Source organism: Streptomyces sp. NPDC001315, from assembly GCF_042896175.1.
Taxonomy (GTDB): Bacteria; Actinomycetota; Actinomycetes; order Streptomycetales; family Streptomycetaceae; genus Streptomyces.
In genome coordinates this window covers 24,547-51,068 of sequence record NZ_JBIAWZ010000015.1, presented here as the reverse complement: position 1 = coordinate 51,068, position 26,522 = coordinate 24,547, and the positions used below count along the sequence as shown (strand labels likewise).

Below are 26,522 nucleotides of genomic sequence, written 5' to 3'. Positions count from 1 at the left end.
GTCCCTCGTCTGCGGCATCGTCGTGGCTGGTCGCGCAGTTCCCCGCGCCCCTCATTGGGGCGCTGCGGAACCGCGGCGGACTTCACCGAGGCGGCAGGGCCGTTCACCGCTCCAGCAGCATGCGCTGCAGCTCCCGGGCCGCCCGCGGCGGTGCCACATCGCTGCGGTGGGCCAGGGCGATGGTCCGGTACAGGCCGGGGCGTGCCAGCGGGGTCACCCGTAGCCCGTGCCCGGAGCGCGCCGCCACCATGCGCGGGACGACGGCGACGCCCAGCCCCGCCCGTACGAACCCCAGCACCGCGTCCATCTCGCCGCCCTCCACCGCGAAGTCCGGCTCGAACCCCTCGGCGCGGCACGCGGCGACGGTCAGCTCCCTGAGGTCGTAGCCGTGCCGGAACATCACAAGACGCTCGCCCTCCAGGTCGGCGATGCGTACCGTCCGCCGCCCGCCGCCGGGCCGGGGAGCCTCCGGCGACGACACCACGACCAGGTCCTCGCGCAGCAGCTCCACCGTGGTCAGCGCGGGCGACGGGGTGGGCAGCGGCAGGACCACCAGGGCCAGGTCGAGGGCCCCGCGCGCCAGCTCCCGTACGAGATCGTGCGAGCCGCCCTCCTCGATCAGCAGCCGGATGCCGGGGTAGCGGTCGTGGAAGGCGCGCAGCACGTCCGGCAGCAGACCGGTGCACAGGCTCGGCGTCGCGCCCAGCCGCACCCGGCCGCTGCGCAGCTGCACCAGCTCCAGCACCTCGTGCCGTGCCGTGTCCGCGTCGGCCAGGATGCGCCGGGCCAGCGGCAGCAGCGCCTCGCCCGCGTCGGTGAGCGTGATGTTCCCCCGGGCGCGCAGGAACAGATCCGCCCCGAGCTCCCGCTCCAGCGCCCTGATCTGCTGCGACAGCGACGGCTGCGCGACATGGACCAGCTCGGCGGCCCGGGTGAAGTGCCGGGTCTCGGCGACCGCCACGAAGTACTGGAGCTGCTGGAACTGCATGAACCCACGATACCCACGACAATAGCGACAGCCTATTGAATCGAGCCGGACCATGTCTTGGACCGATCGGGTCTCCCGGCCCTAGCGTCTAGGACCATGGCTCTGGCAACGCGGACGGACCGACGGCCGTCCTTGGCACGCACCGTGTGGGACTCCTCCGTCGGCAAGAAGACAGTGATGGCCGTCAGCGGCCTGATCATGTTGCTGTATCTGGTCGCGCACGTGATCGGCAACCTGAAGATCTTCTTCGGAGCGGGCGAGTTCAACCACTACGCCCACTGGCTGCGCACGGTCGGCGAGCCCTTCATGCACTACGAGTGGACGCTGTGGCTGGTCCGCATCGTTCTCGTCGTCGCCGTGGTCGCGCACGCCGTCTCCGCGTACCAGCTCAGCCGACGCGACATCAAGGCGCGCCCCAGCAAGTACGTGCACAAGAAACCGCGGGCGAGCTACGCGACGCGCACCATGCGCTGGGGCGGAATCATCCTCGCCCTGTTCATCGTCTGGCACATCCTGGACCTCACCACCGGCACCGTGCACTCCGGCGGCTTCCAGGAGGGCCACCCGTACCAGAACGTCGTGGACACCTTCTCCACCTGGTACGGCAACGTCATCTACATCGTCGCGATGCTCGCCATGGGCCTGCACGTCCGGCACGGCTTCTGGAGCGCCGCCCAGACCCTCGGCGTCGGCAGCCGCACCCGCGACCGCGCCCTGAAGATCGTCGCCGACGTCCTCGCGCTGCTGCTCACGGCCGGCTTCATCGCCGTCCCGGTGGGCGTCATGACCGGAGTGGTGAGCTGACATGCAGAACTATGCCGATTACAAGACGGGTGAGCCGGTCGTGGACGGCAAGGCCCCGTCCGGCCCTGTCGGCGAGCGCTGGGACAAGCGCCGTTTCGAGGCCAAGCTGGTCAACCCCGCGAACCGCCGCAAGCACACGATCATCGTCGTGGGCACCGGTCTCGCGGGCGGCTCGGCCGGCGCCACCCTCGCCGAACAGGGCTACCACGTCGTCCAGTTCTGCTACCAGGACTCCCCGCGCCGGGCCCACTCCATCGCGGCCCAGGGCGGCATCAACGCCGCCAAGAACTACCGCAACGACGGCGACTCGATCCACCGGCTGTTCTACGACACCGTCAAGGGCGGCGACTTCCGGGCGCGCGAGTCCAACGTCCACCGCCTCGCCCAGATCTCGGTCGAGATCATCGACCAGTGCGTGGCGCAGGGCGTGCCCTTCGCCCGCGAGTACGGCGGCCTCCTCGACACCCGCTCCTTCGGCGGCGTACAGGTGTCCCGTACGTTCTACGCCCGCGGTCAGACGGGCCAGCAGCTCCTCCTGGGCGCCTACCAGGCGCTGTCCCGGCAGATCGCGGCCGGGAACGTGGAGATGCACCCGCGCACCGAGATGCTCGACCTGATCGTCATCGACGGGCGGGCGCGCGGCATCGTGGCCCGGGATCTGATCACCGGCAAGATCGACACGTACTTCGCGGACGCCGTCGTACTGGCGAGCGGCGGTTACGGCAACGTCTTCTACCTGTCGACGAACGCCATGAACTCCAACGCCACCGCCATCTGGCGGGCCCACCGGCGCGGCGCCCTCTTCGCCAACCCCTGCTTCACGCAGATCCACCCCACCTGCATTCCGCGCACCGGCGACCACCAGTCCAAGCTCACGCTGATGAGCGAGTCACTGCGCAACGACGGCCGGATCTGGGTGCCCAAGGCCAAGGGCGACGACCGGCCGCCGAACAAGATCCCCGAGGACGAGCGCGACTACTACCTGGAGCGCATCTACCCGTCCTTCGGCAACCTGGTCCCGCGTGACATCGCCTCCCGCGCCGCCAAGAACGTGTGCGACGAGGGCAGGGGAGTGGGCCCGGGCGGACAGGGCGTCTACCTCGACTTCGCCGACGCCATCAAGCGCATGGGCAGGAAGGCGGTCGAGGAGAAGTACGGCAATCTCTTCGACATGTACGCGCGGATCACCGCCGAGGACCCCTACACGGTCCCCATGCGGATCTACCCCGCCGTGCACTACACGATGGGCGGTCTCTGGGTCGACTACGACCTCCAGACCACCGTCCCCGGCCTGTTCGCGATCGGCGAGGCCAACTTCTCCGACCACGGCGCGAACCGCCTCGGCGCCTCCGCGCTGATGCAGGGCCTGGCCGACGGCTACTTCGTGCTGCCGTCCACCATCAACGACTACCTGGCCCGCAACCCGCACCAGGAGTCGGTGACCACCGAACACCCCGCGGTCCAGGAAGTGTTGGCCGAGACCCAGGACCGGCTCAGCCGGCTCCTCGCCGTCGACGGGGACCGCACCCCCGACTCCTTCCACCGTGAAGTCGGCGAGCTCATGTGGGAGTTCTGCGGCATGGCCCGCACGGACGCCGGCCTGCGCAAGGCCCTCGAACGCATCCCGCAGATCCGCGAGGAGTTCTGGCGGCGCATCAAGGTGCCCGGCACGGGCGAGGAGTTCAACCAGTCCCTGGAGAAGGCCAACCGCGTCGTCGACTACATCGAGCTCGCCGAGCTCATGTGCCTCGACGCGCTGCACCGCTCCGAGTCGTGCGGCGGTCACTTCCGTGAGGAGTCCCAGACCGCCGACGGTGAGGCGGCCCGCAAGGACGACGAGTTCTCGTACGCGGCCGCCTGGGAGTTCACGGGAACGGGCGAGGCCCCGACCCTCCACAAGGAAGACCTGGTCTTCGAGTACGTCCACCCCACTCAGCGGAGCTACGCATGAAGCTCACCCTGCGCGTCTGGCGGCAGCGCAATGCCGACGCCGAAGGCGCCATGTCCACGTACGAGGTGGACGGCATCTCCTCCGACATGTCCTTCCTGGAGATGCTCGACACGCTCAACGAGGAACTCATCCTCAAGGGCGAGGACCCCGTCGCCTTCGACCACGACTGCCGCGAGGGCATCTGCGGCGCGTGCAGCCTGGTGATCAACGGCGACGCGCACGGCCCCGAGCGCACCACCACCTGCCAACTGCACATGCGGTCCTTCCAGGACGGCGACACGATCGACATCGAGCCCTGGCGGGCCTCGGCGTTCCCGGTCGTCAAGGACCTGGTCGTGGACCGCTCGTCCTTCGACCGGATCATCCAGGCCGGCGGCTACATCACCGCCCCGACCGGCGCGGCGCCCGAGGCCCACGCCACGCCCGTACCGAAGCCGGACGCCGACCTCGCCTTCGAGCACGCCGAGTGCATCGGCTGCGGCGCCTGCGTGGCCGCCTGCCCGAACGGTGCGGCGATGCTGTTCACCTCGGCCAAGGTCAACCACCTGAACGTGCTGCCGCAGGGCGCGCCGGAACGCGAGACCCGCGTCCTGGACATGGTGGCCCAGATGGACGAGGAGGGCTTCGGCGGCTGCACCCTCACCGGAGAGTGCGCCACCGCCTGCCCCAAGGGCATCCCGCTGGTGTCCATCACCAGCATGAACAAGGAGTGGCTGCGCGCGACCCGCAAGGTGGCGAAGCGCTGAGCGCTCCGCGGGATGTGCGGCGATGCGCCGCCGATCGCCTGCGGCATCGTCGTGGCTGGTCGCGCCCACGCGGCGGAGCCACATATCGACACAGCCCCGCGCCCCTTTGGGGCGCTGCGGAACCGCGGCGACTTCACCGAGGCCGCTTAGCGCGCGGCCAGGAACGTTCGCCGGCGAAGTGCGGACGGGCGGGACCGGGAGTGGTGCTCTCCGGTCCCGCCAGGCACTCGCTCGGCGCACCACGCCCCTGACAGCCGGGCCCGAGGCCGAACAGGGGAAAGCGGGCCGGGTCGGCGGGTCGCGGCCGGTGCCCGCGGTGCCGCGCCGCTATGGCTGTCGGCATGGCACTTCTCTCCCCGCCCGCCCCGCCCACGGGCGACGCTGAGGCTTCCGAAGGGCGGCACGACCGGTCGGCCGCCCGGGTAGGTCTGTGGCTGTGGCCGACGCTGGCCACGCTCGTCGGCGCGCTGTACCGGATCGGTGACCCGCTGCTCGGGCGCGACGAGCTGACCAGCTGGGACGTGTCCGGGCGCAGCATCGCCCAGGTGCTGGCCACGGTGCGGCGGGTGGACGCGGTGGTGGGCACGTACTACCTGCTGCTGCACGCGTGGACGCGCCTCTTCGGGGACTCGCCCCTGGCCCTGCGCCTGCCCTCCGCACTGGCCATGGCCGCCACGGCGGCCTGCGTGGCGCTGATCGGGCGGCGCCTGTTCGGCCGCCGCGCCGGACTGGTCGGGGGCCTGCTGTTCGCGCTGATCCCGGGGGTGAGCCGGTTCGCCCACGAGGCCCGCCCGTACGCCCTGGTGATGCTGGCCGTGGCCCTGGCCTCGCTGCTGTTGCTGCGCGCCCTGGACCGCCCCGGCAGTCCGGCACGCTGGGCGGCGTACACGCTGGGCGTGGTGGCCGTCGGGCTGTTCCACCTGATCGCCCTGACCTGTCTCATGGGGCATCTGGTCCTGGTGGCTCTGCGGGCCCGGCACGAGCGTCGCCTGTGGTGGGGCTTCTGCCTCGCGGTCCTGGCCGGAGCAGCCGTGCTGTCCCCGCTGGTGGTACTGGGCCGTGCGCAGACCGTCCGGCAGAGCTCGTGGATCGCCGTGCCGGAGGGATGGGGCCTGGTCGACATCTGGCCGCAGCTGTTCTACTCCGGCCTGTGCACGGGGGCGATGATGCTGCTCGTCGCGCTGGCGTGCGGGGAACGCCGTGACGCCGTCGTCTTCTGCGCGGTGTCGGCCGTGGCGCCCCCGGTGGTGATCTGGGCGGTGTCCCAGGGCGGGATGTCGTACTTCTACTTTCGGTACATGCTGTTCACGCTGCCGCTGTTCGCGGTGCCGGCGGGCGCCGGACTCGCGGCCGCGGCCCGGTCCCGGCCTGCGGTCGCCTCCGCCCTCGCGGTTCTCGCCCTGCTCACCCTGCACGATCAGAGGTCTCTGGGGGAGCGGCTCGCGCACTACTGGGTCGGCGGCCCCGACTACGCGGCGGCCGCACGGACCATCCAGAAGTACTACGTCCCCGGCGACGCGATCGTCTACGACAGGGACGAGGAGGCGGGCATGTTCCCCCTCGGCGTCCGCTACTACCTGCCCCGCGGCCTGGAGCTGCGCGACGTCTTCCTCGCCGAGCCGGCCGCCCGGCGCAACGACCTGCTGTCGACCGACTGCCCGCAGCCGGCCCGCTGCCTGAAGGGCGAGAAGCGGATCTGGCTGGTGGTGATGGGGAACGAGACGGACCCGTTCAACGGGCTGCCCCCGAACCAGGCGGCGGCCCTGCGCGCCCACTACACGGCGTCCGGGGCGGAGCGTCCCGGCGGTCTGACGGTGGCTCTGCTGGTGCGTACGAAGTAGCGGCGGCGGGCGCCGGACACGGCGAACCCGGCATTCAGCAGCCGCACATCCACGGTCCCCGCGCAGGACACGTCGAGGCCAGCCGGCCGCGGAAGAAGTGAGGTGCAGATTTCCTCATGCTTCCGCTCGGCACAGGAGACCGTCATGACCGCCATGCCCGCCTCGCCCCCCGCCCTGGCCGCCCCGCCCGGAGGATCCGGCTATCTCGTCTCGCTCGCCCGCGACCAGGACGACGTCCGGGCCGCGCAGCGCCTGCGCCACCAGGTGTTCGCGGGCGAGCTGGGCGCCCGCCTCGACGGCCCCGAACCGGGCCTCGACATGGACGCCTTCGACGCCTACTGCGATCACCTTCTCATACGGGACAACGCCACCGGCGAGGTCGTCGGCACCTACCGCCTGCTGCCGCCCGAGCGGGCCGCGATCGCCGGACGCCTGTACTCGGAGGGCGAGTTCGACCTCGCCCCGCTCGACGCGATCCGGCCCGGCCTGGTCGAGGTCGGCCGCTCCTGCGTGCACCCCGACCACCGTGACGGCGCGGTCATCGGCCTGATCTGGGCCGGGATAGCCCGCTACATGGTGGACCGCGGCCACGAATGGCTGGCCGGCTGCTGCTCCGTCCCGCTGGCCGACGGCGGCGCCCTGGCGGCGGCGACCTGGGACCGGGTGCGGGAGAAGCACCTGGCGCCCGAGGAGTTCCGGGTACGGCCACTGCGCCCCTGGATCCCGGACGACACGACCGCCCCGACCCGGACCGAGCTTCCCGCGCTTCTGCGCGGCTACCTCCGCCTCGGCGCCTGGGTGTGCGCCGAGCCCGCCCATGACCCCGACTTCGGGGTCGCCGACCTGTACGTGCTGCTGTCGATGCGCCGGGTCAACCCGCGCTATCTGCGGCACTTCCTCTCCCTCGTCCCGGCCTGATGAGCGTCTGGCTGCCCAGCGCGCCCTGCACGCCGGGGGCGTGCGTGGAGCCGGCGGGTTCCGCCGCCGTACCGCGGGCCGTGCTGCGGCTGACGGCGATGGTCGTGCTGCTCCTCGCCGGGATCACGCTGTCGCCGTTCGGCCGGTGGATCCCGGCGGAGCTGATACGGCGGTGGAGCCGGGCGACCGTACGGGCCGCGGGGGTCCGGGTCCGTATCACCGGCACCGCCGCGCCCACCGGAGGACTCCTTCTCGTCGCCAACCACATCTCCTGGCTCGACATCCCGCTGCTGGCCGCCGTACGCCCGGCCCGGATGCTGGCGAAAGCCGAGATCCGGCGGTGGCCGGTGGCGGGCCCGCTGGCCGCGCGTGCCGCCCTGTTCATCGACCGCGACCGCCTGCGCGCCCTCCCCGGCACGGTCGCCCGCATGGCGGACACCCTGCGGGCGGGCCGGGCGGTCGCCGTCTTCCCCGAGGGCAGCACCTGGTGCGGGCGCGCCCAGGGCGACTTCCGCCGTGCGGCCTTCCAGGCCGCGCTCGACGCGGGGGCGGCCGTCCAGCCGGTGTGTATCCGCTACCGGCTCGCCGGGGGAGCGGCCAGCACGGCTCCCGCCTTCGTCGGCGACGACTCGCTGCTCGCCTCGGTGTGGCGGGTGGTGTCGGCGCGTGGACTGGTCGCCGAGGTGGAGGTACGACCCGTACTCCCCGGTGGCGGTGCCGTCGACCGGCGGGCCCTCGCCCGGGCGGCGCAGCACAGCCTGGGCCTGCGGGCCGCCGCCCATCCCTGACGTCCTCCGTTACCGGGTGTCCTCCGTTACCGGGCGTTCTCCGTCACCGGGTCTCCGCCGTCACCGGGCGTCCTCCGTCCGGGGGCGTGTTCCGTCCCCGAGGTCCTCCATCCCTGGCGTCCGGCGGGGCGGACGGATCAGGCGCCGCCGGACCACTCCCGCGCGAGATACGGTGCCGTGGCGCTCCCCTCCGCGCGTGCCACCTCCGCCGGCACCCCCGCCGCCACGATCCGTCCGCCCGCCTCCCCGCCGCCCGGCCCCAGGTCGATCACCCAGTCCGTGCCCGCGACGACCGACATGTCGTGCTCGACCACGACCACGGTGTGCCCGGCGTCGACCAGCCCGTGCAGCTGGCGCATCAGTACCTCGACGTCGGCGGGGTGGAGGCCGGTCGTCGGCTCGTCCAGGAGGTAGAGGGTGTGGCCGCGGCGGCCGCGCTGGAGTTCGCTCGCCAGCTTGATGCGCTGGGCCTCGCCGCCGGAGAGCTCCGTCGCCGGCTGGCCCAGGCGCAGATAGCCGAGGCCCACGTCGAGCAGGGTGCTCAGGCTGCGGGCGACCGTCGGGGTGTCCGCGAAGAAGTCCGCCGCCGCCTCGACGGTGAGGTCCAGCACCGACGCGATGTTCCGTTCCCGGTACGTCACATCGAGCGTCTCGGGGTTGTAGCGCGCCCCGCCGCAGTCCGGGCACGGTGCGTAGGTGCTCGGCAGGAACAGCAGCTCCACGCTGACGAACCCCTCGCCCTGGCAGGTCTCGCAGCGCCCGCCCGGCACGTTGAAGGAGAACCGGCCGACGCCGTAGCCGCGCTCGCGGGCCACGTCGGTCGCCGCGAACTCCTTGCGGACGACGTCGAACAGGCCGGTGTAGGTGGCGAGATTGGAACGAGGGGTGCGGCCGATCGGCTTCTGGTCGACTGCTACCAGGCGGCCCACCCCCGCCAGTTCCTCCGTGATCTCGCCGATGAGCGTGGACTTGCCGGAGCCGGACACACCGGTGACCGCCGTGAACACACCCAACGGGAACTCGGCGGTCACCCCGCGCAGGTTGTGCCGGGTCACCGGACCCACCGTCAACTTGCTGCGCGGGGTGCGGACTTCGCGCACGGCGGCGGGGGAGCGGTCGAAGAGGAAACGGGCCGTCGCCGACTCCTCGACCGCGGCCAGCTCCGCCACCGGACCGCTGTGCAGCACGCGCCCGCCGTGCTCACCGGCCCGTGGCCCGACGTCCACCAGCCAGTCGGCGGCGCGTACCACGTCGAGGTGGTGTTCCACGACGAACACCGAGTTCCCGGCCGTCTTCAGCCGCTCCAGCACCGTGAGCAGCGCCTCGGTGTCGGCGGGGTGCAGTCCGGCGGACGGCTCGTCGAGGACGTAGACCACGCCGAACAGCCCGGAGCGCAGCTGGGTGGCGAGCCGCAGTCGCTGCAGCTCGCCCGCCGAGAGGGTCGGCGTCGCGCGGTCCAGGCTCAGATAGCCGAGGCCGAGCTCGACGACCGGTGCGATACGCGACTTGAGGTCCGCGGTGAGGACGCGGGCGGTCTCCGAGGTGCCGTCGAGCGTCCCGGCCAGCTCCGCCAGCGGGAGCGCGGCCAGCTCGGCGATGGTCCGGCCCGCGAAGGTCACCGCCAGCGCCTCCGGACGCAGCCGGCTGCCGCCGCACGCCGGACAGGGCGCACTGGTCAGGAAGCGTTCCGCCTTCGCCCGCAGGGTCGGGCTCTTGGAGTCCGAGAACGTCTTCATCACATACCGCCGGGCGCTCATGTAGGTGCCCTGGTACGGCCGTTGGATGCGGTCGGCGTCCCGCACCGGGTGGACCGTCACCACCGGCTGCTCGTCCGTGAACAGGATCCACTCCCGCTGCTCGGCGGGCAGCTCGTGCCACGGCCGGTCCACGTCGTGGCCGAGCGCGTCGAGGATGTCGCGCAGGTTCTTGCCCTGCCAGGCGCCCGGCCACGCGGCGATCGCGCCCTCGCGGATCGACAGCGACGGGTCGGGGACCAGCGCCTCCTCGGTCGTACGGTGGACCCGGCCGAGCCCGTGGCACTCCGGGCAGGCGCCGGCGGCCGTGTTGGGGGAGAAGGCGTCCGAGTCGAGGCGTTCGGCGCCCGGCGGGTGGTCCCCGGCGCGGGAGAACAGCATCCGCAGGGAGTTGGAGAGGTTCGTGACCGTGCCGACGGAGGAGCGGGAGGTGGGGGCGGAGCGGCGCTGTTCGAGGGAGACCGCGGGCGGCAGACCGGTGATCTCACCGACCTCGGGCGCCCCGACCTGGTGGATCAGTCTGCGCGCGTACGGCGCGACCGACTCGAAGTAGCGGCGCTGGGCCTCGGCGTAGATCGTGCCGAACGCCAGCGACGACTTCCCGGAGCCGGACACCCCGGTGAACACGGCCACGACGTCCCGCGGGATGGCGACGTCCACGCCCTTGAGGTTGTGCTCACGGGCGCCGCGGACCCGGACGTACGGATCGTGTGGGTTGTGCATGGCGGGGAGCTCCGTACAGGTCTTCGACTGCGGCGGGACAAACCCCGCGATTCTATGCGAGCGGGGTGGGTGACGCTCGGTGACCGGCGGGATGGCGGGGATGCGGGGGCGCCCGGCCTGTGCCAGCTTGGAAGTCTCGGATGCCTGTCGTCGGCGCATGGAAGGCCCGTGAGGATGACTTCTCCCGGTTTCGGTTTCGGACGCAGCCCCTTCGAGGAGTTCGACGAGCTGATGTCCAGGTACTTCGGCGGCGAGGGACAGGCCGCGCCCGCGCGGCGGGTGCAGCGGGTCGACATCGGCAGCCTGCTGTCGGAGCGGGCCCGCGAGCTGGTCGCCGAGGCCAGGCACATCGCCTCCGTCCAGGGCAGTGAGGAGCTCGACGCGCGGCAGCTGCTGGCGGCGGCCACCGAGCAGGACTCGACCCGGCGGCTGATCGAGGAGGCGGGCGCGGATCCCGACCGGATCAGGGAGCGGCTCGGCACGGGCACGGACGACGATGAGAAGACCCAGCCCGCCACCCTCACCCCGGCGGCCAAGCGGGCGCTGCTCGACGCCTACCAGATCTCCCGCGCCGAGGACTCCTCCTACATCGGCCCCGAGCACCTGCTGCGCGCCCTCGCCGCCAATCCGGAGTCGGCGGCGGGACAGGTCCTCGCCGACAGTGGCTGGGAGCTCACCCGGCTGCCGACCGAGAGCGCGGCCGAGCGCGCCAAGGCGCCCAGCAGCACACCGACCGTCGACGAGTTCGGCCGCGACCTCACCGAGGACGCCCGGGCCGGACGCCTCGACCCGGTGATCGGACGCGATGACGAGGTCGAACAGACCATCGAGGTGCTCTCCCGGCGCAGCAAGAACAACCCTGTCCTGATCGGCGACCCCGGCGTCGGCAAGACCGCCATCGTCGAGGGCATCGCCCAGCGCATCGCGGCCGGCGAGGTGCCCAGGACCCTCGCGGACAAGCGGCTCGTCCTGCTCGACCTCGCCGGGATGGTGGCGGGCACCAAGTACCGCGGCGAGTTCGAGGAACGAGTGAAGAAGCTGCTCGAGGAGGTCCGCGAGCACGGCGACGAGCTCGTGCTGTTCCTCGACGAGATGCACACCGTCGTCGGCGCGGGCGGAGGCGGCGAGGGCGCCATGGACGCGGGCAACATGCTCAAGCCCGCCCTGGCCCGCGGCGAGCTGCACCTGATCGGCGCCACCACCGTCGACGAGTACCGCAAGCACATCGAGAAGGACGCCGCGCTGGAGCGCCGCTTCGCCCCCATCCTGGTCGGCGAGCCGACCGTCGACGACACCATCGAGATCCTGCGCGGTCTGCGCGACCGTTACGAGGCCCACCACCAGGTCCGCATCACGGACGAGGCGGTGGTCGCCGCGGCCGAGCTGTCCGACCGCTACATCACCTCCCGCTTCCTGCCCGACAAGGCCATCGACCTGATGGACCAGGCCGCCGCCCGGGTACGGCTGCGCGCCAGGACCCCGCTCGCCGACACCCGCGAGATCGAGGACCGCATCGCCGCCCTGAACCGGGAGAAGGACCAGGCCGTCGCCGACGAGGAGTACGAGCGCGCCAAGGAGCTCCGCGACCGGATCAAGGAGGCGGAGGCCGGGCTGGGCGAGGCGGGCCGGGCGGACGAGGAGACGCCCAGGGTCACCGCCGACGACATCGCCGAGGTCGTCTCCCGCACCACCGGCATCCCCGTCGCCCAGCTCACCGAGGAGGAGCGCGAGCGGCTGATGAAGCTGGAGGAGCACCTCCACGAGCGGGTCGTCGGCCAGGACGAGGCCATCACGGCTGTCGCCCGCGCCGTCCGCCGCGCCCGGGCCGGCATGAGCGACCCCAACCGCCCCGTCGGCAGCTTCCTCTTCCTCGGCCCCACCGGCGTCGGCAAGACCGAGCTGGCCCGGGCGCTCGCCGCGGCCCTCTTCGGCGACGAGAGCCGCATGATCCGCCTGGACATGAGCGAGTTCCAGGAGCGGCACACCGTCTCCCGCCTGGTGGGCGCCCCGCCCGGATACGTCGGTCACGAGGACGCCGGCCAGCTCACCGAGGCGGTTCGCAGGCAGCCGTACGCGGTGCTGCTGCTGGACGAGGTGGAGAAGGCGCACCCCGACGTCTTCAACACCCTGCTGCAACTGCTCGACGACGGGCGGCTGACCGACTCCCAGGGGCGCACGGTCGACTTCAAGAACACCGTGGTCATCATGACGTCCAACATCGGCGCCGACCGTATCCTCGCCGCCGGCGTGGAGGACTACGCCATGGTGCGCGAGTCGGTCATGCCGGCCCTCCACCAGCACTTCCGGCCGGAGTTCCTCAACCGCATCGACGAGATCATCGTCTTCCGCGGCCTGGACCGCGCCCAGCTGCGCGAGATCGTCGACCTCCTGTTGGAGCACACCCGGCGCCGCCTGCACGCCCAGGACGTCACCCTGGAGGTCACGGACGCGGCCGCCGACCTGCTCGCCGACATCGGCTACCAGCCCGACTTCGGCGCCCGCCCACTGCGCCGCACCATCCAGCGCGAGATCGACGACCGGCTCGCCGACCTGCTGCTGTCGGGCGAGCTGAAGCCGGGGGACGGGGCGCGGGTGGACGCCGAGGACGGCGGGATCGTCATCCGTGCGGACAGGCCCACCGCGGTCTGACCCCGCTCAAGGGGCGGGGTTCGTCGACCGGTTCACGATTGCGGCGAGCCGCCGGTAGGAGTCCGACAGGGCCGCACGATCGTAGGTGCTCGTGGTGACGAGCACCTCCTGCGCGCCCGTCTCCTTCAGGACCGTCTCCAGTTCGTGGGCGACCTGCTCCTCGGTGCCGGCGAGGTGGCCGGTCAGTCCTGAGTCGTAGAAGCCGCGTTCCTTCGCGGTCATCGTGCGGGCCTCGACGGCCTCGGCCGGGGGCAGCGGCGGGAAGGTGCCGTGCGTGCGCGAGTTCGCCATGGACCAGGCCTCCGGAACCAGCAGACGTCGCGCCGCCTCCGGCGTCGCGGCCACCGCGATCGAGCCGGAGACCACGACGTACGGTTCCGGGGCCCAGGGGGAGGGGCGGAAGTGGGCGCGGTAGCGGTCGATGCCGCGTCGCATCTTCTCGCGGTTGCGGAGGTCGCCGATGACCATCGGCAGGCCCGCGCGGGCCGCGATGTCCGCGCCCTCGCCCATGGCCAGCACGAACGGCGGCACGGCCAGGCCCTCAGCGGGGCGCGCGTGCACCCCCGTCGGGGAGGTGCCGCGGAACCAGCCGAGCAGTTCGTCGAGTTGGCCCGCGAAGTCCTCGGCGTCGCCCTTGTCGTGCCCCAGTGCCCTGCGCACTCCGTCGGTGAACCCCACCGACCGGCCCAGACCCATGTCGATGCGCCCGGGGAATAGTGACTCCAGCACCCCGAACTGCTCGGCCACGACCAGCGGCGGGTGGTTGGGCAGCATCACCCCGCCCGTGCCGACCCGGATGGTGCGGGTCGCGCCGGCCACGGCGGCGGCCAGCACGGTCGGCGCGGAGCCGGCCACACCGGGCACGCCGTGGTGCTCCGACACCCAGAACCGGTGGTAGCCGAGCCGCTCCAGCTCCTGCGCCAGCCGCACGGTGTCGCGCAGCGCCTCGGCGGCCGGGCGGCCCTCCCGGATGCGGGAGCGGTCGAGGACGGAGAAGCGGGCCGAGGCGATCACGGAGCTCATAGCAGGTTCAACACCGGAGAGACCGCGGGATTCCCGTCGTCGCCCGACGTCAGCGGACGGACACAGGACATCGTTCACGCGGGCCCTATCGGCGACGGGTACGCACCCGCGCCTCTCGCGGTGGCTGGATGAACTGCAACTCCAGCGTGACCGGCGGCTCGGCGACTCCCGGCCCGCCCGCGGCCGCCCACGCCAGGACCTCCTCCGTGCAGTCGTCGTCCATGGCGAACCCGATCCAGGTGGCCCGCCCGCCGGCCCGGCGCCCCACGGCCGAGGGCTGGACGACGATGACGTTGGCCTGGTCGCAGGGGCCCAGGCAGTCGGTCCTACGTACCTGAAAGCCGTGCTCGGCCGCCGCCGCGCGCAACCGGTCCAGCTGCCAGGCGTGGTCGGTTCCGGGGTGCTTGCGCGCGTCGCCGCAGCAGCAGCCCCGGCACACGACCAGGGTGCAGGGGCGCCGGCCGGCGGCGCCGATGAGGGACGTACGGGAGGCGGGAGGCACAGAAGGCATGGGAGAAGCATGATCCATCGGGTCTGTGCCATCCGGCGGAGGGTGGGCTTCAGAACCGGGCGCCGACGTTCGCCCCGTTGCGCGGGACGAGGAACGACGGGGCCGGGGGCAGGAAGCCGTCGGCGGCGCGGGCGGCTGTGAGAGGGGCCGGGTGGGCGCTCAGGACCGAGGACGACGACGCCGAACGGCGGGGTTCACCGTCGTGCGGGCTCGCTGGAGCGTTCCGTCGGCCGTGCCGCAGACCGTCCAGGAGCAGGAGGGGCGGGCGGACCTGAGGTCCGCGACGGCCGCGTGCCGTGCGTTCACTCGGTCGTGTCGTCGAGCCGGAAACCGACCTTCAGGCCGACCTGCCAGTGCTCGATCACGCCGTTCTCGATCTGGCCGCGGACCTGGGTCACCTCGAACCAGTCCAGGTTGCGCAGGGTCTGCGAAGCGCGGGAGATGCCGTTGCGGATGGCCTGGTCGACGCCCTCGGGCGAGGTGCCGACGATCTCCGTGACCCGGTAGGTGTGGTTCGTCATGCGGGTGCTCCTCTCCGCTGTGACGTCCGGAACGTGCAGGGAGCGTCACATCCGTCGTGACGGGTATGTCACGTCTCACTCCACCGTGCCCCAAGCCGCGCCGGAGCGCGAGGCGTCGGGCTCCTCGCCCCCCCCATACGGGGGCCCGCCGTGCGACAGGCACCGGCGGACCCCCTCGGTCGACGGCCGCGCTCAGCGCGCGGTGCTGAGCGACAGCGCGAAGCGGCCCTCCGCGTCCGTCCACCAGCGGGTCAACTCCAGTCCGGCCGTGGCAAGCTCGCCGCGCACGCCCTCTTCCCGGAACTTCGCCGACACCTCGGTGCGCAGCTCCTCACCGTCCTTGAAGTCGACGGCGAGGTCGAGCGCGGGGATCTTCACGGTCTGCTCGGCACGCGAGCGCAGCCGCATCTCGATCCACTCGTTCTCCGGATCCCACAGGGCGACGTGCTCGAAGGTGCCGAGGTCGAAGTCGGCCCCCAGCTCGCGGTCCACGACGGCCAGGACGTTCTTGTTGAACTCGGCCGTCACGCCGGCCGCGTCGTCGTACGCCCGGACCAGGACCTGTTCGTCCTTGACCAGGTCCGTGCCCAGCAGCAGGGCGTCACCGGGCGAGAGCAGCGCCCGTACGGACGCCAGGAACGCGGCGCGCTCGGCCGGCAGCAGATTGCCGATCGTGCCGCCGAGGAACGCCACCAGCCGGGGGCCCGGCGTGTCGGGGAGTGTCAGCGCCGTGGTGAAGTCGGCGATCAGCGCGTGCACTTGGAGCCCGGGCCGCTCGGCGACCAGTGCCTGTCCGGCCTGGGTGAGGGCGCTCTCGCTGACGTCCACCGGGACGTAGGTGCGCAGGTCGGTGAGGGCGTCGATCAGGTACCGGGTCTTCTCGGAGGACCCGGAGCCGAGTTCGACGAGGGTACGGGCCCGGGTCGCCGCCGCGATCTCGCCGGCGCGGGTGGCCAGGATCTCGCGCTCGGCGCGCGTGGGGTAGTACTCGTCCAGCTCGGTGATCTGCTCGAACAGCTCGCTGCCGCGCGCGTCGTAGAACCACTTCGGCGGCAGCGTCTTGGGGTCGGAGGTGAGGCCGAGCAGGACGTCCGCGCGCAGGGCGGCGTCCGTGGCGTCCTCGGGAAGGGTGCGGGTGATCTGGAACGGGCTCACGAACAGGGCTCCTTCAGGGATGCGGGTGCCGCCTCGGTGCTCGGCTCCTTGAGCGCGGTGAGCAGCACGTCCGTGCGGTTCGCCACGAGCAGCGTGCGGTCGGGGACCTGAAGCCAGTGCGGATCGTCGTCGTAGGGTTCGGAGGCCACGACGGTGCGTCGGCCGGGCTCCGCCAGGTACCAGAGGCTGTCTCCCCAGGCGGTCGCGGCGATGGTCTCGCCGTTGGTCAGCAGCAGGTTGAGGCGGGATCCCGGGGCCGCGGCGGCGACGTCGAGGACCGTGTCCGCCAGTGCCCGGCCTTCTTCGTCGCCGCCGTGCAGCCGGTGCAGGACCAGCGCCCAGACGAGCGCCGAGTCGTTGCGTGCCTCCAGCGACAGCAGGTCCTCGGGCGGCAGGGTCCGGGAGGCGGCGGCCAGCGAGTGCGGCCAGCCGGCGACGGCTCCGTTGTGACTGAACAGCCAGGGGCCCGTCGCGAACGGTGCCGCGGCGGCCTCCGCGTCGGCGCCCGCCAGGGTCGCGTCCCGGACCGCGGCGAGCAGCGCGGTGGTCCGTACGACCCGGGACAGGTCGGCGAAGGACAGGTCGGCCCAGATGGGCCCGGCGCGGCGGTACCGGGCCGGCACCGGATCACCCTCCGCGTACCAACCCACCCCGAAGCCATCGGCGTTGACCGTCCCGTACCGCTGCCGTCGTGGCGCCCACGACTGGCGGTACAGGCCGTGCGGGGGCTCCACGAGAAACCGGCCGAGCGGCTCGGCGGGGCCCAGGTACGCCAGGTGGCGGCACATCAGACGGCCCCCGAGCGGGCGGTGCGGAAGCCGGCGAAGATCTGCCGCCGGATCGGGTAGTCCCAGTTGCGGAACGTGCCCCGGCAGGCCACCGGGTCCACGGCGAACGAGCCGCCGCGCAGCACCTTGTATTCGGGGCCGAAGAACACCTCCGAGTACTCCTTGTACGGGAACGCCCGGAACCCGGGGTACGGCTGCAAGTCGCTCGCCGTCCACTCCCACACGTCACCGATCAACTGCCGTACGCCGAGCGGCGACTCGCCCGCCGGGTAGCTGCCGACGGGGGCCGGCCGCAGGTGCCGCTGGCCCAGGTTGGCGTGTTCCGGCGTCGGGTCCGCGTCGCCCCACGGGTAGCGCGTCGAGCGGTCGCCCGCCGGGTCGTGCCGGGCCGCCTTCTCCCACTCGGCCTCGGTGGGCAGCCGCCGCCCGGCCCAGCGGGCGTAGGCGTCGGCCTCGTACCAGCTCACATGCAGCACCGGCTCGTCGGGAGGCACCACCTCGGTGACGCCGAAGTGGCGACGCAGCCACTGCTTGCCGTCGCTGTGCCAGAACAGCGGGGCGGTGATGGAGTGCTTGCGGATGTGTGTCCATCCCTCGGGCGCCCACCAGCGCTCGGTGTCGTAGCCGCCGTCCTCGATGAACACCTGGTACGCGGCGTTCGTCACCGGGGTCGTGTCGATGTGGAACGGTGGCACGTCGCGCCGGTGCGCCGGGCGTTCGTTGTCCAGTGCCCAGGGCTCGGTGGAGGTGCCCATGATGAACGGGCCGCCGGGGACGAGGACTTCGGCCGGTCCCGTGAACAGCGGTGCGGGCTTCGGGTCCGGCGCGGTGAGCGCCTGCGGGCCCGTACGGAGCTGGTGGGTGATCAGCATCGTCTCGTCGTGCTGCTGTTCGTGCTGCGCGATCATCCCGAAGGCGAAGCCGGCCTCCGTCAGCCGCGTCCCGTGGAACGCGGTGCTCTCCAGCACGTCCAGGGCCCGGCCGCGCACCTCCGCCGCGTACGTGCGCGCCTCGGCGGGCGGCAGCAGTGGCAGTTTGGGCCGTTCGGAGCGCGGATGCTCGAAGGCGTCGTACAGGCTGTCGATCTCGGGTCGCATCGCGTCCCGGCCGGCGACCGTGCGCAGCAGCCACAACTCCTCCTGGTTGCCGATGTGCGCGAGGTCCCACACCAGGGGCGACATCAGCGGGGAGTGCTGGGCGGTCAGATCGGGCTCGTCGACGCAGTCGGTGAGCAGTGTCGTGCGCTCGCGGGCGGTGATCAGCGACGTCAGCGCGCGCTCGCGGAGGGTCTCGGCGTCGAGGGCGGGCTCGGTCATGTGCGGATGTCCTTCCACTGCGCGCGACGGTCCGTGCCGCGCAGCCGGTCGAGCAGGTCGTCGGCGGGGCAGCGGCCCCGCAGCACATAGCGGTTCAGGAACGCCGTCACGGCGTCCGTGACCCGGGTGCCGGCGCCGAGCCGGGGCAGGGCCTCCAGGGCGGCGGCGAAACAGGCGACGGCAGCCTCGCGCAGTTCGGGATCGCCCAGCCCGTACCGGGCCGCGTCGGACCACAGCGGGTTGTGCGGCGCGGGCAGCCCGTCGGTCCGTTCGGCCAGCGGTTTCACGGTCCGGTAGGCGGTCTCGGCGGCCTCCGGGTCGTCGAACAGGGCCGTGGTCACCGCGAGGGGCACGATCCACCCGTCGTCGCCGGGCTGTGCGTCGATCATGCGCAGCTCCAGGTGGCCGCGCGGTCTGACCGGCGGGAACAGGGTCGTGACGTGGTAGTCGAGGTCCGCGCGGGTCGGCGGCCGTGGCGTCCCGGACCTGATCCACTCCCGGAAGGTCAGCCCGTCGGGCACGTCCCACGGGCCGCCGTCCCGCCGTACGCACATCACCGGAGCGTCCAGGACGTGCCGGGCCCAGGCGCCGCGCGGCTCGGCCTCCAGCGGGGGCGCGCCCGCCCGGCCCGCGCCGATCTCCATCCAGATCAGCTGCCGGGTGGACATCCAGCCGGTGGGCCGGCCGGCGAACACGGGCGAGTTGGCGAAGGCGGCCACCAGGACCGGGCCCAGTGTGTGCGCCAGCCACCAGCGCCGCCCGTGCCCGAGGGTGCCCGGCTCCTCGTACCCGGCGTCCAGGCACACCTGGACGGAGGCCGAGGCGCACATCATGGCGCGGCCGGCCGGACCCGTGCGGTCCAGGCAGGTCTCCATGGCGTCGTAGCGCGGCTCGTGCAGGAACCGGCGGGGTGTGTGCCAGGGATCCGTGCCGATGCCGAGGAGACCGAGGTCGTCCTCGCGGAGCGCCGCGCGGACGGCGTCGAGGTCGGCGGAGACGGTACCGATGCACTCCGTCAGGGAGGCGGCGGGCGGCGAGCTCAGCTCCAGCTGGCCGCCGGGCTCAACGGTGAGCGCCGACCTCAGGGGCACGGTCCGCAGTGCGGCGTAGGCCGCGTCGAGTCGTTCGGGTGAGACGGGGAGCTGCGGCAGATGCAGCTCATGGATGAGCCATTCCACTTCCACCCCGAGGGTGCGGGGCGGGCCGGTCTTGAAGCAGATGCCCCGGACCAGGGCTTCCACCTCGGCTTCGGTGACGGCGGTGCGGGGCTCCGTACAGTCGCCTTCCGTACAGTCACTCATCGAATCGGACATGTCAGGATCCTCCTGAGATTCCACCGGTCCGCCGGCCCCCGGGTCGACGGGGCGGCGTCGGCGCTCGTCCCACCCAAGACCGTCGCGTCGAATCGCACAAGGGTGCACATCATCAGTTTCAGGACACATAACCTCCTGTCCCGGAGTGTTTCCGAGGCCGGGAAACTCTGTTGCACAGCTAGACCAGCATCGCTCACGATGCGTTCATGAGCACGACGGGGGAGATCGCGAGGGAGATCGCGCAGGTCGCGTTCACGGCGCGTACGGGGGTCGCGCCGTGAGCGCGCGTCTGCGCGGCATCGCCCGTGAGACGGAACAGATCGTGGCCGCGGGGGCGTACCGAGCGCCCGGCGGGCACGAGGTGTCCGTCGCCGCGGCGGTCGAGGCCGCGCGCAGCGGTACGCGGATGTACGGGCCGGAACCGGTGCGGGTGTCACCGACTCCGCTCGCGGACACGTTCTTCGAGGTCACCGGCGAGAGCAGCCTGGAGGCCGCGCGTCGTCTGGCCGGGCCGGTCGCCGTCCTGAACTTCTCCTCCGCCCGCAATCCCGGCGGCGGCTACCTCAACGGCGCCCAGGCCCAGGAGGAGGCCCTGTGCCGCGCCTCCGCGCTGTACACGTGCCTGCTCCAGGCCCGGGAGTTCTACGACCACCACCGCACCCACCGGGACCCGTTCTACACGGACCGGGTCATCCACGCCCCGGCCGTTCCCGTCTTCCGCGACGACCGGGGACGGCTCCTGGACGAGCCGTTCACCGCCGGATTCCTGACCGCGGCCGCGCCGAACGCCGGAGTCGTACGGCGCACGGCCCCCGAGCACGCCTCCGAGCTGCCGCACGCCCTGTCCGTACGGGCCGAGCGGGTTCTGGAGACGGCCGCGGCGCACCGCTACCACAGGCTCGTGCTCGGCGCCTGGGGATGCGGGGTGTTCCGCAACGACCCGGCGCAGGTGGCGGCCGCCTTCCGGGCGCTGCTCGGCCCCGGCGGCCGGTTCGCCGGAACCTTCGGGCACGTGGTGTTCGGCGTGCTGGACCGCACGCCGGGAGCGACGATCCGGGCGGCCTTCGCCCAGGCGTTCCCGACCCGTCAGCTCCAGCCGTAGCGCTCCCGCAGCCGTTGCCGGACCAGGTTGAAGCGCATCCGGTCCAGCGCGCACGCCTCCCGGCGCATGCCCTCCTCGTGCAGCCGCAGCACCCGGTCCACGTCCACCCACGAGTCGCGCCCCGACCGGTCCCACGGGCCGCTGCCGATCGCCACCCACCGGGGCAAGCCCCGGCTCCACTGGAGCGGCTTTGCCGCGCCCCCTGCTGCGCCGTCGTGCCGCTTGCTGGAGAGCTGGACGGCGAGCAGTGTCCCGGCGGCCTCGCGGGCGACGACGAGCACCGGGCGGTCCTTGCCCCGGCCGTCGTTCTCCTCGAAGGGCACCCACGTCCACACGATCTCCCCGGGATCGGGGTCGCCGTCGTGCGCGGGCGCGTACTCGGTGTGCACCTTGCCGACCTCGCGGGGGTCGGCCTCGGTGGTCGCGGTGGGGCCGTGGCGGCCGGGGACGTTCTCATCGGTAAACACAGTCACGAGGCGTACCGTACGGGACTTGGGCGTACGGCGGCCGACCGCCGTACGCCCAAGGCGTCAGCCGCCTTCCACCGGCACCTTCTGCGACGGAGGGTTCGCGATCCCGTTCAGGGACGAAGTCCCCTTCGTGCTCTGCCCGTCCTTGTTCATGGACGCCAGCAGCTGGCGGGCCAGACCCAGCCCGGTCCCACCCATCGTGAGCGCCTTGGCGAACAACTCCGCCATGCCGTCCGCGCCGTTGAGCAGCACCATGTTGTCGACATTGCCGAAGGCGGACGCGCCGGCCCTGACGATCTCCGGCCAGTTCTCGGCGAGTTGCTGGGCGACGACCGCCTCCTGGTTCTCGGCGAGGGCGGCGGCGCGGGCCTTGATGGCCTCCGCCTCGGCGAGACCCTGGGCCTTGGTCGCCTCGGCCTCCGCCAGACCCTTGGCCTGGGCCGCTGCTGCCTCGGCCTCACCGGTGGCCCGGGTCGCCGTGGCGGCCGCGGCACCCCGTGCCTTCGTGGCCTCGGCCTCGGCACTCGCGGCCGTCTTGACGCGGGTCGCCTCCGCCGCCGCCGCGAGCTCCGTCTCCTTCGCCTTGGCCTGCGCCGCCGAGATGCGCGCGTCGCGCTCGGCCTCGGCCAGCGTGCGCTTCTCGTAGGCCTTGGCGTCCGCCGGCTTGCGGACGTCCGCCTGGAGCTGCTGTTCCCGGCGGTTGGCCTCCAGCTCGGCGACCCGGGTCTCCTGGACGACGACCTCCTGCCGGGCGGCGGCGTCGGCGAGCGGGCCGGACTGCCGTGCCTTGGCCGCCGCATGGTCGCGTTCCGCCTGGTAGCCGGCCTGGAGAATCTCACTGTCCCGGGTGGCCTCCGCCATCCGCGCGAACGACTGCTGCTCGGCCTCGGTGGCGAGACGATTCGCCTCCGCCTGTGCGATGCGCGCGTCCCGCTGGACGGCCGCGGCGTGCGGCATCGCCAGGTTCTGGATGTACCCGGTCGGATCCTCGATCTCGTGGATCTGCAGCGAGTCGACGATCAGGCCCAGCTTCTCCATCTCCGTGCCGCAGGCGGCCCGGGTCTGCCCGGTGAGCTTCTCCCGGTCGCGGATCATGTCCTCGACCGTCAACCCGCCCACGATGGACCGCAGATGACCGGCGAAGACGTTGTGCACCCGCTCCGACATCAGTTTCTGCTGGTCCAGGAAGCGGCGGCCCGCGTTGGCGATCGACACGAAGTCGTCGCCCACCTTGAAGATGACCACGCCCCGCACCTTGAGCGGAATGCCCTGGTGGGTCACGCAGTCCACGTGCAACTCGGTCTCGTTCAGGTCGAGCGAGAGCTTGCGCACCGCCTGCACACCGGGCAGCACCAGCGTGCCGCGCCCGGTGACGATGCGGAATCCCATGCCCTCCTCGAGCCCCTCGGTCCGGTGCTTGGACCCGGAGATGATGAGCGCCTCGTTGGGTTCCGCGACCCGCCACATCATCTTGAACACACCGATCAGAACGAGGACGGCCCCTACCGCCACCCCCGCAACGACGCCGACGACCATCGGCATACGCCCCCTTTGCATGGTGCCCTTTCGGCACCGAACGAAGGGAGTGTGCTCCTGTGCGAGCCCGGGGAGAAGACGCTGACGGATCCTTGTCGCAACCTTGACGCAGACGGCTCTCACCTGCGGAGGGGCAGGCTCAACTGTCGTACGCGGCAGTGACGTAGACCGTGCGCGGCGGCAGGTGTTCCACCACCATCACCACCGTGCCCCGCTCGATCCGGTCCGTCCCGGTGGCGGGGTACGCCAGGAAGTGCTCGGCCCCGCCGCGCACCCGGACGATCACCTCGCCGACCAGGCCGGGCCCGACCGTTCCGGTGACCCGCCCCATCAGACCCACCATCGACGCGTCGTCCATGGTCACAGCCTACGTGCGGAATGTCCTTACGTCGCCGGGGAATCCAGCGCGGCGAGCTCCGGCCACCGCTCGTGCCAGCGCAGGTCCGCCTCCAGTTGGGCGGCGAGCGAGACGAGCAGGGGTTCGCTGTTCGCCGGGCCGAGCAGTTGCGCTCCCACCGGCAGGCCCCCGTCGACGAAGCCGGCGGGGACGTTGACGCCGGGCCAGCCCAGGACGTTCCACGGCCAGGCATAGGGGCAGGCGGCGATCATGGCGCGGTCGGTGGCCAGGCCGCCCAGGCCGAGCATGGCGCCGATGCGGGGCGGCGGAGCGGCGGTCGTCGGCGCCAGGACCACGTCGTACGACTCGAAGAATCCGCCGATACGGCGGTGCAGGACCGCTTCGGCACGCCGGGCCGCCCGCAGCGGTGCCCCGCCGAGCAGCCGGCCGAGCCGCGCGGCGCCGTGGGTGCGCGGGTCGAGCAGCGCGGGGAAGGGCACCTGCGCGACCCGCTCGGCGATCCCGGCCGTGGCACGCGGTACGAACGTCAGCCCGATCTGCCCGTACGGCGGATCGGCCTCCTCGACCGTGTGTCCCGACGCGGCGAGCTGCTCGGCGAGTTCGACGACGCGGGCGCGCACCTCAGGCAGCAGCCGCGCAGGCGCCGCGGTGAACGGCGGCTTCAGGGCGAGCGCGATGCGCAGCCGCCCGGGATCGCGGCCCACCGCCGCCGAGATGTCGAGCGTGGGCGGTTGGTGCGGGTCGAGGGCGTGGTTGCCACTCGCCGCGTCCAGCAGCAGGGCGGCGTCCGCGACCGTACGGGCCAGGGTGCCGTTGACCGTGATGCCCTGGAAGGACTCGCCGAGCGGCCAGGTCGAGATACGCCCGCGCTGCGGCTTGATGCCGACGAGATGGGTCCAGGAGGCCGGGATCCGCACCGAGCCGGCGCCGTCCGAGCCGAGCGCGGCCGGTACGAGACCGGCGGCGACCGCGGCGGCGGAACCACCGGACGACCCGCCCGGCGTGTGCTCCGTGTTCCAGGGGTTGCGGGTCGCGCCGAAGGCGGGCCCCTCGGTGAAGGGCCACTGCCCGAGCTCGCACGTGTTGGTCTTGCCGACGACGACGGCCCCGGCCGCGCGCAGCCGCCGTACCGCTTCCCCGTCCTCGGCGACCGGCGGGAACTCACCCGGACAGCCGAACGCGGTCGGCTCACCCGCCACGTCCATGTCGTCCTTCACGGCCACGGGCACTCCGAGCAGCGGGCGGCGCACCCCGGCGGCCAGCTCCGTGTCCGCCGCCGCGGCCTCGGCGAGCGCGGCCTCGGTCCGTACGATCCGGAAGGCGTTGAGGGTGTTCTGCGTGGCCCCGATCCGGGCCAGGGCGTCCTCGACGAGCGCACGGGACGACACCTCCCCGGCGGCCAGCGCACGGGCGGTCTCCGCCAGGCCGGCGGAACGGTCGAGCGTCATACGGGACTCCTCCAGGGCGGCTGCGGGACTGCTCCGGGACTCCGATGTCTACCGAACGGTAACGTCTGGCGGCACAGCGATGGAACGTCCCACGCGGGAGAGGGAAGTCGGCTGGACAGAGCTGCCCGCCACAGGATTCCCACAAGGCTCACCAGGTCGTGTGCAAAGCATTGACGCGCCTGGGTCCCACCCCTACTTTCTGATCGCATTTCCGAACCATGTCCGGAATCTCGAACATGCGAGCCGAGGGAGAGTCGTACGTGACCACACGTCCCCCCACCCCGTCCCGCCGCGTCCTGCTGCGCGCGATGGCCGCACTGCCCGCCTCGGCCGTCCTCCTGGGCGGCCTGCCGGAACTGACCGGAACGGCCGCCGCGGCCGCACCGGCCTCCGGCTCCGCCACCCGTTACACCATCGTTCCGTTCCTCAACAGCAACGACGGCACGGTCAACGTCTACCAGTCCGACGACGCCACCGACTTCCGGCTCGTGCAGGCCTCCGCCTACACCCCGCCGAGCAACCGCATCCGCGACGCCAGCGTCTTCAAGCACACCAACGGCTACTACTACATCACCTACACCACTCACACCTGGCAGGACGTCAGTACCACCATCGGCTTCGCCCGCAGCTCCGACCGGGTCAACTGGACTTTCCTGTACGACTACACGGTTCCGATCACCAACCTCTCCCGTGCCTGGGCGCCCGAGTGGTACGTCGACAGCGACGGCAGTGTGAACGTCATCGTGTCCTGCTCGACCACCGACGACGAGTGGATCTTCACCCCGTACCTGCTGAAGGCCACCAACTCGGGCCTCACGTCCTGGGGTTCACCGCTCGCCCTGTCCGGCATCGGCAGCAACCACATCGACACGTTCATCGTGAAGGTCGGCTCCACGTACCACGCGTTCACCAAGAACGAGACGACCAAGTACATCGAGTACGCCACGGCCTCGAGCCTCGCCGGCCCCTACACCATCTCCAGAACCGGCGACTGGGCGGGCTGGGGCAGCTACCGCGAGGGGCCGGCCCTCGTGCAGCTCGACAACGGCGGCTGGCGCATCTTCTTCGACGGCTACGGCGACGGGAACTACTACTACAGCGACAGCTACGACACCTTCGCCACCTGGAGCGCCCCGCAGGCACTGGCGGGCATCTCGGGCACCGCACGCCACTTCACCGTGATCAAGGAGACGGTCTCCGGCGGCGTGAGCCTCGCGAAGAACGTCTCCCGTTCCCTCCGGTCGGCCAACTACACGACACGGTACTGGCAGGAGCAGTCCGCACTCCTCAACCTCCCCGTCGTGGCCAGCTCCAGCACCACCGCCGAGAAGCAGGCCTCCGCCTTCACCGTCGTCCCGGGCCTCGCCGACGCCAACGGTTACTCCTTCCGCGACTCCTCCGGCAACTACCTGCGCCACTACGCCTTCCGGGGCCGCTTCGACGCGAACGACGGCACGGCGACATTCGCCAGGGACGCGACGTTCATCGCCAGAACCGGCACGACGAGCGGCGCGGTCCGCTTCGAGTCGTACAACTACCCCGGCTACTACCTGCGCCACTACAACTACCAACTACGGGTCGAGCCGGCGAACGCGACAGACCTGTTCCGGCAGGACAGTTCCTTCGTGCCGGTGACCTCCTGGGCCTGAGTCGCACCCTCGCTGACCACCGCGAGCCCGGCCGGCGTGGGCCGGGCCCCACATCGGGCGCGGACCGCCCCGGCCGGGCGGGGGTCCACAGTTGCCCAAGGCGCCGGACACGGTTCGGCTCACCGGGCACGCCGATGGAGCGTCCACCCTGCGGATCGGGGTCGTGACCT

Annotated in this window: 22 protein-coding genes; 9 read left to right on the top strand and 13 right to left on the bottom strand. The window is 72.1% G+C overall.

The window, feature by feature from the left end; all coding sequences use genetic code 11:
- Positions 1-103: 103 nt before the first annotated feature.
- The gene (locus tag ACFY16_RS31250) at positions 104-988 is read right to left on the bottom strand and encodes a LysR family transcriptional regulator (protein WP_390650554.1); all 885 of its coding nucleotides are present in this window, start codon (positions 986-988) and stop codon (positions 104-106) included.
- Between the two features lie 132 nt (positions 989-1,120).
- Here ACFY16_RS31250 and ACFY16_RS31245 point away from each other — a divergent pair, with 132 nt between their 5' ends.
- From ACFY16_RS31245 to ACFY16_RS31220, 6 genes are all read left to right on the top strand, one after another.
- A complete protein-coding gene (locus tag ACFY16_RS31245) occupies positions 1,121-1,792 on the top strand; it encodes a succinate dehydrogenase (protein ID WP_390650664.1) in 672 nt (223 codons plus the stop codon).
- 1 nt (position 1,793) lies between these two features.
- Entirely contained in the window at positions 1,794-3,743 is a 1,950-nt protein-coding gene (locus tag ACFY16_RS31240; protein ID WP_390650553.1) for a fumarate reductase/succinate dehydrogenase flavoprotein subunit, read from the top strand.
- Positions 3,740-4,489, top strand: coding sequence for a succinate dehydrogenase/fumarate reductase iron-sulfur subunit (locus ACFY16_RS31235; protein ID WP_390650552.1), 750 nt, complete (start codon positions 3,740-3,742; stop codon positions 4,487-4,489). Before ACFY16_RS31240 ends, ACFY16_RS31235 begins: the two co-directional genes overlap by 4 nt.
- A 341-nt stretch (positions 4,490-4,830) precedes the next feature.
- On the top strand, positions 4,831-6,330 hold the full coding sequence (locus tag ACFY16_RS31230) for a glycosyltransferase family 39 protein (RefSeq protein ID WP_390650551.1): 1,500 nt from the start codon (positions 4,831-4,833) through the stop codon (positions 6,328-6,330).
- A 144-nt stretch (positions 6,331-6,474) separates the two neighbouring features.
- Complete coding sequence (locus tag ACFY16_RS31225; RefSeq protein WP_390650550.1) at positions 6,475-7,248, top strand: GNAT family N-acetyltransferase; 774 nt, start codon at positions 6,475-6,477, stop codon at positions 7,246-7,248.
- Entirely contained in the window at positions 7,248-8,036 is a 789-nt protein-coding gene (locus ACFY16_RS31220) for a lysophospholipid acyltransferase family protein (RefSeq protein ID WP_390650549.1), read from the top strand. Before ACFY16_RS31225 ends, ACFY16_RS31220 begins: the two co-directional genes overlap by 1 nt.
- Before the next feature lie 137 nt (positions 8,037-8,173).
- Here the strand turns inward: ACFY16_RS31220 and ACFY16_RS31215 are convergent, their stop codons facing one another.
- Complete coding sequence (locus tag ACFY16_RS31215) at positions 8,174-10,513, bottom strand: ATP-binding cassette domain-containing protein (protein ID WP_390650548.1); 2,340 nt, start codon at positions 10,511-10,513, stop codon at positions 8,174-8,176.
- A 174-nt stretch (positions 10,514-10,687) separates the two neighbouring features.
- Here ACFY16_RS31215 and ACFY16_RS31210 point away from each other — a divergent pair, with 174 nt between their 5' ends.
- Complete coding sequence (locus ACFY16_RS31210) at positions 10,688-13,162, top strand: ATP-dependent Clp protease ATP-binding subunit (RefSeq protein ID WP_390650547.1); 2,475 nt, start codon at positions 10,688-10,690, stop codon at positions 13,160-13,162.
- 6 nt (positions 13,163-13,168) lie between these two features.
- Here the strand turns inward: ACFY16_RS31210 and ACFY16_RS31205 are convergent, their stop codons facing one another.
- The 7 genes from ACFY16_RS31205 to egtA form a co-directional block, all read right to left on the bottom strand.
- Positions 13,169-14,185 (bottom strand): LLM class flavin-dependent oxidoreductase, encoded by a 1,017-nt coding sequence (locus ACFY16_RS31205; RefSeq protein WP_390650546.1) that lies wholly within the window; start codon positions 14,183-14,185, stop codon positions 13,169-13,171.
- Positions 14,186-14,270: 85 nt separating this feature from the next.
- Positions 14,271-14,696, bottom strand: coding sequence for a (2Fe-2S) ferredoxin domain-containing protein (locus ACFY16_RS31200; protein ID WP_390650545.1), 426 nt, complete (start codon positions 14,694-14,696; stop codon positions 14,271-14,273).
- Positions 14,697-14,998: 302 nt separating this feature from the next.
- Entirely contained in the window at positions 14,999-15,217 is a 219-nt protein-coding gene (locus ACFY16_RS31195; RefSeq protein ID WP_390650544.1) for a dodecin, read from the bottom strand.
- A 192-nt stretch (positions 15,218-15,409) separates the two neighbouring features.
- Positions 15,410-16,372 (bottom strand): L-histidine N(alpha)-methyltransferase, encoded by a 963-nt coding sequence (gene egtD / locus ACFY16_RS31190; protein WP_390650543.1) that lies wholly within the window; start codon positions 16,370-16,372, stop codon positions 15,410-15,412.
- Positions 16,369-17,160 (bottom strand): ergothioneine biosynthesis protein EgtC, encoded by a 792-nt coding sequence (gene egtC, locus ACFY16_RS31185; RefSeq protein WP_390650542.1) that lies wholly within the window; start codon positions 17,158-17,160, stop codon positions 16,369-16,371. The genes egtD and egtC overlap by 4 nt, the downstream gene beginning before the upstream one ends.
- Positions 17,160-18,476 carry an ergothioneine biosynthesis protein EgtB gene (gene egtB, locus ACFY16_RS31180; protein WP_390650541.1) on the bottom strand — a complete coding sequence of 439 codons (1,317 nt, stop codon included), beginning with the start codon at positions 18,474-18,476 and terminating at the stop codon, positions 17,160-17,162. Before egtB ends, egtC begins: the two co-directional genes overlap by 1 nt.
- The gene (gene egtA, locus ACFY16_RS31175) at positions 18,473-19,789 is read right to left on the bottom strand and encodes an ergothioneine biosynthesis glutamate--cysteine ligase EgtA (RefSeq protein WP_390650540.1); all 1,317 of its coding nucleotides are present in this window, start codon (positions 19,787-19,789) and stop codon (positions 18,473-18,475) included. Before egtA ends, egtB begins: the two co-directional genes overlap by 4 nt.
- 277 nt (positions 19,790-20,066) lie before the next feature.
- Here egtA and ACFY16_RS31170 point away from each other — a divergent pair, with 277 nt between their 5' ends.
- On the top strand, positions 20,067-20,891 hold the full coding sequence (locus ACFY16_RS31170) for a TIGR02452 family protein (protein ID WP_390650539.1): 825 nt from the start codon (positions 20,067-20,069) through the stop codon (positions 20,889-20,891).
- Here the strand turns inward: ACFY16_RS31170 and ACFY16_RS31165 are convergent.
- The 4 genes from ACFY16_RS31165 to ACFY16_RS31150 all read right to left on the bottom strand — a co-directional run bounded on the left by ACFY16_RS31165 (position 20,876) and on the right by ACFY16_RS31150 (position 24,703).
- On the bottom strand, positions 20,876-21,364 hold the full coding sequence (locus ACFY16_RS31165) for a type II toxin-antitoxin system PemK/MazF family toxin (protein ID WP_390650538.1): 489 nt from the start codon (positions 21,362-21,364) through the stop codon (positions 20,876-20,878). The two genes, ACFY16_RS31170 and ACFY16_RS31165, sit on opposite strands and share 16 nt — an antisense overlap.
- Positions 21,365-21,421: 57 nt before the next feature.
- Positions 21,422-22,903, bottom strand: coding sequence for an SPFH domain-containing protein (locus ACFY16_RS31160; RefSeq protein WP_390650537.1), 1,482 nt, complete (start codon positions 22,901-22,903; stop codon positions 21,422-21,424).
- Positions 22,904-23,036: 133 nt separating this feature from the next.
- Positions 23,037-23,255: a hypothetical protein gene (locus ACFY16_RS31155; RefSeq protein WP_390650536.1), complete on the bottom strand. Its 219-nt coding sequence runs from the start codon at positions 23,253-23,255 to the stop codon at positions 23,037-23,039.
- Between the two features lie 26 nt (positions 23,256-23,281).
- Positions 23,282-24,703: an amidase gene (locus ACFY16_RS31150; protein WP_390650535.1), complete on the bottom strand. Its 1,422-nt coding sequence runs from the start codon at positions 24,701-24,703 to the stop codon at positions 23,282-23,284.
- Positions 24,704-24,963: 260 nt separating this feature from the next.
- Between ACFY16_RS31150 and ACFY16_RS31145 the strand changes: the two genes are divergently transcribed.
- On the top strand, positions 24,964-26,352 hold the full coding sequence (locus tag ACFY16_RS31145) for a glycoside hydrolase family 43 protein (RefSeq protein ID WP_390650534.1): 1,389 nt from the start codon (positions 24,964-24,966) through the stop codon (positions 26,350-26,352).
- Positions 26,353-26,522 lie beyond the last annotated feature (170 nt).

Bases quoted from the DNA above. Each gene is read 5' to 3' on its own strand.
- ACFY16_RS31220 (WP_390650549.1), top strand. From the start codon at position 7,248: ATGAGCGTCTGGCTGCCCAGCGCGCCCTGCACGCCGGGGGCGTGCGTG.
- ACFY16_RS31205 (WP_390650546.1), bottom strand. From the start codon at position 14,185: ATGAGCTCCGTGATCGCCTCGGCCCGCTTCTCCGTCCTCGACCGCTCC.
- ACFY16_RS31155 (WP_390650536.1), bottom strand. From the start codon at position 23,255: ATGGACGACGCGTCGATGGTGGGTCTGATGGGGCGGGTCACCGGAACG.
- ACFY16_RS31200 (WP_390650545.1), bottom strand. From the start codon at position 14,696: ATGCCTTCTGTGCCTCCCGCCTCCCGTACGTCCCTCATCGGCGCCGCC.
- ACFY16_RS31225 (WP_390650550.1), top strand. From the start codon at position 6,475: ATGACCGCCATGCCCGCCTCGCCCCCCGCCCTGGCCGCCCCGCCCGGA.
- ACFY16_RS31230 (WP_390650551.1), top strand. From the start codon at position 4,831: ATGGCACTTCTCTCCCCGCCCGCCCCGCCCACGGGCGACGCTGAGGCT.
- ACFY16_RS31150 (WP_390650535.1), bottom strand. From the start codon at position 24,703: ATGACGCTCGACCGTTCCGCCGGCCTGGCGGAGACCGCCCGTGCGCTG.
- ACFY16_RS31210 (WP_390650547.1), top strand. From the start codon at position 10,688: ATGACTTCTCCCGGTTTCGGTTTCGGACGCAGCCCCTTCGAGGAGTTC.
- ACFY16_RS31250 (WP_390650554.1), bottom strand. From the start codon at position 988: ATGCAGTTCCAGCAGCTCCAGTACTTCGTGGCGGTCGCCGAGACCCGG.
- ACFY16_RS31160 (WP_390650537.1), bottom strand. From the start codon at position 22,903: ATGCCGATGGTCGTCGGCGTCGTTGCGGGGGTGGCGGTAGGGGCCGTC.
- ACFY16_RS31195 (WP_390650544.1), bottom strand. From the start codon at position 15,217: ATGACGAACCACACCTACCGGGTCACGGAGATCGTCGGCACCTCGCCC.
- egtC (WP_390650542.1), bottom strand. From the start codon at position 17,160: ATGTGCCGCCACCTGGCGTACCTGGGCCCCGCCGAGCCGCTCGGCCGG.
- ACFY16_RS31240 (WP_390650553.1), top strand. From the start codon at position 1,794: ATGCAGAACTATGCCGATTACAAGACGGGTGAGCCGGTCGTGGACGGC.
- ACFY16_RS31215 (WP_390650548.1), bottom strand. From the start codon at position 10,513: ATGCACAACCCACACGATCCGTACGTCCGGGTCCGCGGCGCCCGTGAG.
- ACFY16_RS31235 (WP_390650552.1), top strand. From the start codon at position 3,740: ATGAAGCTCACCCTGCGCGTCTGGCGGCAGCGCAATGCCGACGCCGAA.
- egtB (WP_390650541.1), bottom strand. From the start codon at position 18,476: ATGACCGAGCCCGCCCTCGACGCCGAGACCCTCCGCGAGCGCGCGCTG.
- egtA (WP_390650540.1), bottom strand. From the start codon at position 19,789: ATGTCCGATTCGATGAGTGACTGTACGGAAGGCGACTGTACGGAGCCC.